Source organism: Staphylococcus nepalensis (assembly GCF_014635045.1).
In the GTDB taxonomy this organism is placed as follows: Bacteria; Bacillota; Bacilli; order Staphylococcales; family Staphylococcaceae; genus Staphylococcus; species Staphylococcus nepalensis.
In genome coordinates this window covers 1-5,965 of the sequence record NZ_BMCF01000017.1, presented here as the reverse complement: position 1 = coordinate 5,965, position 5,965 = coordinate 1, and the positions used below count along the sequence as shown (strand labels likewise).

Sequence of the window (5,965 nt, the reverse complement as noted above, 5' to 3'; positions counted from 1 at the left end):
TCAACTTGTCTGGTGACTATAGCAAGGAGGTCACACCTGTTCCCATGCCGAACACAGAAGTTAAGCTCCTTAGCGCCGATGGTAGTCGGACTTACGTTCCGCAAGAGTAGGACGTTGCCAGGCAATATATCATTATTCCACAGTAGCTCAGTGGTAGAGCTATCGGCTGTTAACCGATCGGTCGTAGGTTCGAGTCCTACCTGTGGAGCCATATGGCCCCGTGGTCAAGCGGTTAAGACACCGCCCTTTCACGGCGGTAACACGGGTTCGAGTCCCGTCGGGGTCATTTATTACATATTGGAGGATTAGCTCAGCTGGGAGAGCATCTGCCTTACAAGCAGAGGGTCGGCGGTTCGAACCCGTCATCCTCCACCATCGTTAATTTAATAGTACGGAGGGGTAGCGAAGTGGCTAAACGCGGCGGACTGTAAATCCGCTCCTTCGGGTTCGGCAGTTCGAATCTGCCCCCCTCCACCATTTATGGGCTATAGCCAAGCGGTAAGGCAACGGACTTTGACTCCGTCACGCGCTGGTTCGAATCCAGCTAGCCCAGCCATTAGAGCCATTAGCTCAGTTGGTAGAGCATCTGACTTTTAATCAGAGGGTCAGTGGTTCGAGCCCACTATGGCTCACTATGAAGCACTTCTCAAAAGAGAAGTGCTTTTTTGTTATATATTATAACAACGAACTCATTTTAGAAAAATATGATTTCTTTTTAACTATTTTTTAATATATAAACATATCATCAAAGAGAAAGTGAATGCTATATTCTCAGTGTTAGTTAGAAATAGCGTAAAGCATACAAATAAAATTTGCATATTTATTTATACATTTTATTGACTAATAAAATAATGAAATCGATAGTAAAAGGGTTTATGTTGAATGATAAACCACTTTATTGATTTTATATGTAAGAATGGCCAATCGAAGAAAAAATGCTGTTTTAGCAATCCTTGAAATGTTGAATTCTTTAGATTATTCTAGAAACATATGACAACAAAGGGGTTTTAAAAATGAATAAAACAGTAGAAATTATTGGGGCGCCATCCACATATGGTCAAAGAAAATTAGGAGTTAACCTTGGTCCAGATGTAATTCGATATGCAGGTATTGAGGAACGTATTAAAGCAATAGGGCTAAATGTGAAAGATTCTGGTAATATTACGGTACCTAAAATCGATTTGGAAAAATTTAATTCAGAGCAAAAAGGATTACGTAATTTAGAAGAAATTATAGAAACATCAAACACGTTGAGTGATGCAGTTTCTAACAGTATTGAAAATAATCATTTTCCACTTATTTTAGGCGGAGATCACTCAATCGCTATTGGTTCTATATCAGGCGTTAGTAAGCACTACGAAAACCTAGGTATTATATGGTATGACGCACATGGTGACCTAAACATCCCTGAAGAGTCGCCGTCAGGAAATATTCACGGTATGCCATTACGTGTACTTGCAGGCGAAGGTGATGAGCGTTTGGTTAATATCTCAAATTATTCACCAAAAATTAAACCTGAAAACATTGTGCTTATCGGCATGAGAGATTTAGACGAAGGAGAAAGACGTTACATAAAAGAACAGGATATTAAAACATATACAATGGCTGAAGTTGATCGTTTTGGTATTAAACAAGTGATTGAAGACACGATTGAGTATTTACAAACTAAAACAGATGGCATCCATTTGTCACTTGACGTAGATGCGCTAGATCCTGTGGAAACGCCAGGTACTGGTACTAGAGTGCTTGGTGGGTTAACGTACAGAGAGAGTCATTTTGCATTAGAATTATTACATAATTCTAAATGTATTACTTCTATGGATTTAGTGGAGGTTAATCCACTTATTGATCATAATAATGATACGGCGAAGCAAGCTGTATGCTTAGTAGGTAGTTTCTTTGGTGAAACATTATTGTAGAAACTACAACTAAGTTCAAGATAGAGATCATATCTTCTAAAAACGTAAAATACTACTTTTTCTAAGCGCTCTTACGCGGCGGGACAGCAAAGTCATTTTAAATATGATTTCTGTCTCGTTTTTTGCTTTTAATAAAACATTAATTTTTATTTCAAAATTTTATACTTAATATGACAGTTGACGTTATGATTGGTATAATATATAACATGGGAACAGATAACCGGAGGAGATGTTATGGATTTATCCAACTTTTTTGATGATTGGAGTACGGTCAAAATAATTGCAGGCGTACTCGACTTACTCATAGTATGGTATGTACTTTATCTTCTCATCACAGTTTTTAAAGGTACAAAAGCGATTCAATTACTTAAAGGTATTGTCGTAATTGTAATCGGCCAACAAGTGAGTAAAATGTTAAATTTAACAGCTACATCTCGTTTGTTTGATTTAGTGATACAATGGGGTGTATTAGCTTTAATCGTTATATTCCAACCTGAAATCAGACGTGCTTTGGAACAGCTTGGCAGAGGCAGTTTATTTAAACGTTATTCAACGAGTTTAAATAGTGATGAAGATAAACTTATTTCGTCAGTTTCAAAAGCAGTACAGTATATGGCTAAACGCCGTATAGGCGCGTTAATAGTCTTTGAAAAAGAAACAGGATTACAAGATTATATAGAAACAGGGATCCCTATGAATTCTGACATTTCTCAAGAATTATTAACCAATGTGTTTATACCTAATACGCCTTTACATGACGGTGCGATGATTGTCCAAGAAAATAAAATCGCAAGTGCTGCAAGTTATTTACCATTATCTGATAGTGCTAAAATCGCTAAAAGTTTAGGTACTAGACATAGGGCTGCAGTAGGTATTTCTGAAGTTTCAGACGCATTTACAGTGGTAGTTTCTGAAGAAACAGGATCTATTTCTGTCACATTTGATGGAAAATTAAGAAAAGACATTTCTAATGAAGCATTTGAAGAATTATTAGCTGAACATTGGTTTGGCACACACTTTCAAAAGAAAGGTGTGAATTAAAATGTTAGAAAGTAAATGGGGATTAAGACTAATTGCTTTTGTATTAGCACTTGTGTTTTTCTTATCAGTAAACAATATGTTTGGTAATATCTTCAACGCAGATCAATTAGGACAAAAGTCGACTGAAACATTGCAAGATGTCCCAGTTCAAGTTAAGTATGATAGCAAATCATTATATGCTAGCGATGTACCTAGCAAAGTGGATGTAGAAATATCTGGGCCACAGTCTCAAGTTCTAAAAGCTGAAAATAGTGATAATGTTAAAGCTGTGCTCGATTTAGGTAATAAAAAAGCTGGAAAACATACTACACAATTTCAAGTAAATGGTTTAAATGAAGATATTGATTATACTGTTAAGCCGAAAGAAGCAGCAGTAAGTCTTGAAGAAAAAGTGACTAAAAAGCTCAAAGTAGAACCTGATGTTAGCAGCAATGATTTAGATCCTAACTATAAAGTAAGTGATCAAAGCGTGTCACCTGAAACAGTTAAAGTGACTGGTGGTCGTAAGCAAATTGATAAAATTGCATATTTAAAAGCTACGTTTAAAGATAAAGATAAAATCACTCAAGATACTACAGATATTGCACGTATCACAGCTTTTGACAGAAAACTTAATAAGATTAACGTGTTGATACAACCAAATGAAGTTAATTTAAGTGTCAAAGTAGAAGACTATAGCAAAAATGTTAAAGTTAAAACGAAAGCTGTAGGTGCTTTACCTAATGGTAAAGATTTAGATGATATTAAATTAGATGATGATGAAGTTGAAATATTTGGTAATAGAAATGACATTCAAGGCATTGATGAAATAACTGCTGAAGTGGATTTAGATGGCGTTACAGAGTCAACAGACAGGAATGTTAATTTTAACTTACCAGAAGATGTTTCAAAGGTGAATCCGAAAGAAACGACAGCAAAAATTACTATTAAATAGATTTTTTAATAAAGGAGATATAAATCATGGCAAAATATTTTGGTACAGATGGCGTAAGGGGCGTTGCAAATAAAGAATTAACGCCCGAACTTGCCTTTAAATTAGGACGTTTCGGTGGATACGTGCTAGCACATAATGAAGGTGAAAAACATCCCAAAGTACTAGTTGGTAGGGATACTCGTGTTTCTGGTGAAATGCTTGAATCTGCATTGATTGCTGGGCTGATTTCTATTGGTGCGGAAGTCATGCGTTTAGGCGTCATATCAACACCAGGTGTAGCATATTTAACTAGAGAAATGGAAGCTGAATTAGGTGTCATGATATCTGCTTCTCATAACCCTGTACCAGATAATGGTATCAAGTTTTTTGGGTCAGATGGTTTTAAGTTATCTGATGATCAAGAAGAAGAAATTGAACAATTATTAGATCAAGAAAATCCAGATTTACCTCGCCCTGTAGGCGAAGACATTGTACATTATTCTGATTACTTCGAAGGCGCACAGAAGTATATAAGTTATTTAAAATCAACTATTGATGTTAACTTAGATGGTATGAAAATCGCTCTAGATGGCGCACATGGTTCTACGTCATCATTAGCACCATTTTTATTTGGGGATTTAGAGGCTGATACTGTAACTGTAGGTTGTAACCCCAATGGATATAACATAAATGACGATGTTGGTTCCACGCACCCAGAAACATTAGCACAAAAAGTCGTTGAAGAAGAATGTGATTTTGGTTTAGCGTTTGATGGTGATGGTGACAGATTGATTGCTATTGATGAAAACGGTGATGTTGTTGATGGCGACCAAATCATGTTTATTATTGGCCAAGCGATGAGTAAAAACCAAGAATTAAACAATAATATGATTGTATCAACAGTTATGAGTAATTTAGGTTTCTATAAGGCTCTCGAAAATGAAGGTATTCAATCTAATAAAACAAAAGTTGGAGACCGATACGTTGTTGAAGAAATGCGTAGGGGAGATTATAACTTAGGTGGAGAACAATCTGGCCATATTGTATTAATGGACTACAATACGACTGGTGATGGTTTATTAACAGGCGTTCAGTTAGCAAGTATTATTAAAATGACTGGTAAGCGTCTAAGTCAACTTGCAAAACAAATGAAAAAATATCCACAATCCTTGGTTAACGTTCGTGTTACAGACAAATACCGCGTAGAAGAAAATATAGATGTCCAAGAAGTCATGACAAGAGTTGAAGTAGACATGAATGGAGAAGGGCGTATATTAGTTAGACCTTCAGGAACAGAGCCATTAGTAAGAGTCATGGTTGAAGCAGCAACTGACGAAGACGCACAACGTTATGCGCAAACGATTGCTGATGTAGTAAAAGAAAAAATGGGTTTAAATGAATAAGATAATTATTAAATAACATGATGCTGTCAACGCAGTTACAAATTTTTGTGGCTCTTTGTCAAAGAGGACTGATACAATTTTTGAGATTAGGCAACCGTAGGTTGCTTAATCTCTTTTTTGATTGTAGAAGCATAAAGTCGTGAAGTTAGTAAGGCACGATTACGCAAATTATTATAATTTCTATATCCAAACGATATTCTTTTAATCAGTTTAATTTTATTATTGATACCTTCTATTGGACCATTGGTTATATTAGGATATATTAGTGTGTTATTAATAAATGATTGATATTTTTTTAAAGTTTTCAAGACTATTTTTAATTTGAGACATACTTTGTTGGCATCTATTTCATCAAGGGTACTCATAAAATCAATTGAATTATTATGTTTTAAACTATATCTTAATTTATTAACCACTCCATAACTATATTGGAACTTTTCATCGAAACTTAGTAAATACTCAACAACGCCTTTGTGTGTTTGCCAGGACTTGAATAATTTTAATTTACGATAAGAAATCGCATTAAGATCTTCAAATGGGGTTAGAAGTAATTTCCAATAACATTTGTATTTATTATATAAAGGTTTATTATTAATTCTAAACGTGTTCATCAGACTGACTCTAGACATGTTAAGCGCACGATTAAGTGCTTGAACAATATGAAATCTATCAATAATAATTTGAGCATT

The 5,965-nt window shown here is 35.3% G+C and carries 5 protein-coding genes, 6 tRNA genes and 1 rRNA gene; 11 read left to right on the top strand and 1 reads right to left on the bottom strand.

Annotated elements, in window-relative coordinates; all coding sequences use genetic code 11:
* Positions 1-8: 8 nt before the first annotated feature.
* From rrf to glmM, 11 genes are all read left to right on the top strand, one after another.
* Positions 9-123, top strand: a 5S ribosomal RNA gene (gene rrf / locus IEU88_RS13520).
* 13 nt (positions 124-136) lie between these two features.
* Positions 137-211, top strand: a tRNA-Asn gene (locus tag IEU88_RS13515).
* 3 nt (positions 212-214) lie between these two features.
* Positions 215-286, top strand: a tRNA-Glu gene (locus tag IEU88_RS13510).
* Positions 287-299: 13 nt separating this feature from the next.
* A tRNA-Val gene (locus IEU88_RS13505) sits at positions 300-375 on the top strand.
* 18 nt (positions 376-393) lie between these two features.
* Positions 394-477 (top strand) — tRNA-Tyr (locus IEU88_RS13500).
* A 4-nt stretch (positions 478-481) separates the two neighbouring features.
* Positions 482-556 (top strand) — tRNA-Gln (locus tag IEU88_RS13495).
* 3 nt (positions 557-559) lie between these two features.
* Positions 560-632: transfer RNA gene (locus IEU88_RS13490), tRNA-Lys, on the top strand.
* Between the two features lie 381 nt (positions 633-1,013).
* Positions 1,014-1,919, top strand: a complete 906-nt coding sequence (rocF, locus tag IEU88_RS13485) for an arginase (protein ID WP_103373152.1) — start codon at positions 1,014-1,016, stop codon at positions 1,917-1,919.
* Between the two features lie 234 nt (positions 1,920-2,153).
* The gene (gene cdaA / locus IEU88_RS13480) at positions 2,154-2,960 is read left to right on the top strand and encodes a diadenylate cyclase CdaA (RefSeq protein ID WP_096808732.1); all 807 of its coding nucleotides are present in this window, start codon (positions 2,154-2,156) and stop codon (positions 2,958-2,960) included.
* 1 nt (position 2,961) lies between these two features.
* Positions 2,962-3,894, top strand: a complete 933-nt coding sequence (locus IEU88_RS13475) for a CdaR family protein (protein ID WP_096808733.1) — start codon at positions 2,962-2,964, stop codon at positions 3,892-3,894.
* Between the two features lie 26 nt (positions 3,895-3,920).
* Positions 3,921-5,276, top strand: a complete 1,356-nt coding sequence (glmM, locus tag IEU88_RS13470) for a phosphoglucosamine mutase (RefSeq protein ID WP_103373151.1) — start codon at positions 3,921-3,923, stop codon at positions 5,274-5,276.
* 86 nt (positions 5,277-5,362) lie between these two features.
* On the opposite strand, the gene IEU88_RS13465 is transcribed toward glmM, so the two are convergent.
* Positions 5,363-5,965 (bottom strand): transposase (locus IEU88_RS13465; RefSeq protein ID WP_188350426.1); only part of this gene is annotated, 603 nt, incomplete at its 5' end.

Excerpts from the sequence above, each read along its gene's own strand:
- rocF (WP_103373152.1), top strand. The coding sequence starts at position 1,014 with ATGAATAAAACAGTAGAAATTATTGGGGCGCCATCCACATATGGTCAA.
- cdaA (WP_096808732.1), top strand. The coding sequence starts at position 2,154 with ATGGATTTATCCAACTTTTTTGATGATTGGAGTACGGTCAAAATAATT.
- IEU88_RS13475 (WP_096808733.1), top strand. The coding sequence starts at position 2,962 with ATGTTAGAAAGTAAATGGGGATTAAGACTAATTGCTTTTGTATTAGCA.
- glmM (WP_103373151.1), top strand. The coding sequence starts at position 3,921 with ATGGCAAAATATTTTGGTACAGATGGCGTAAGGGGCGTTGCAAATAAA.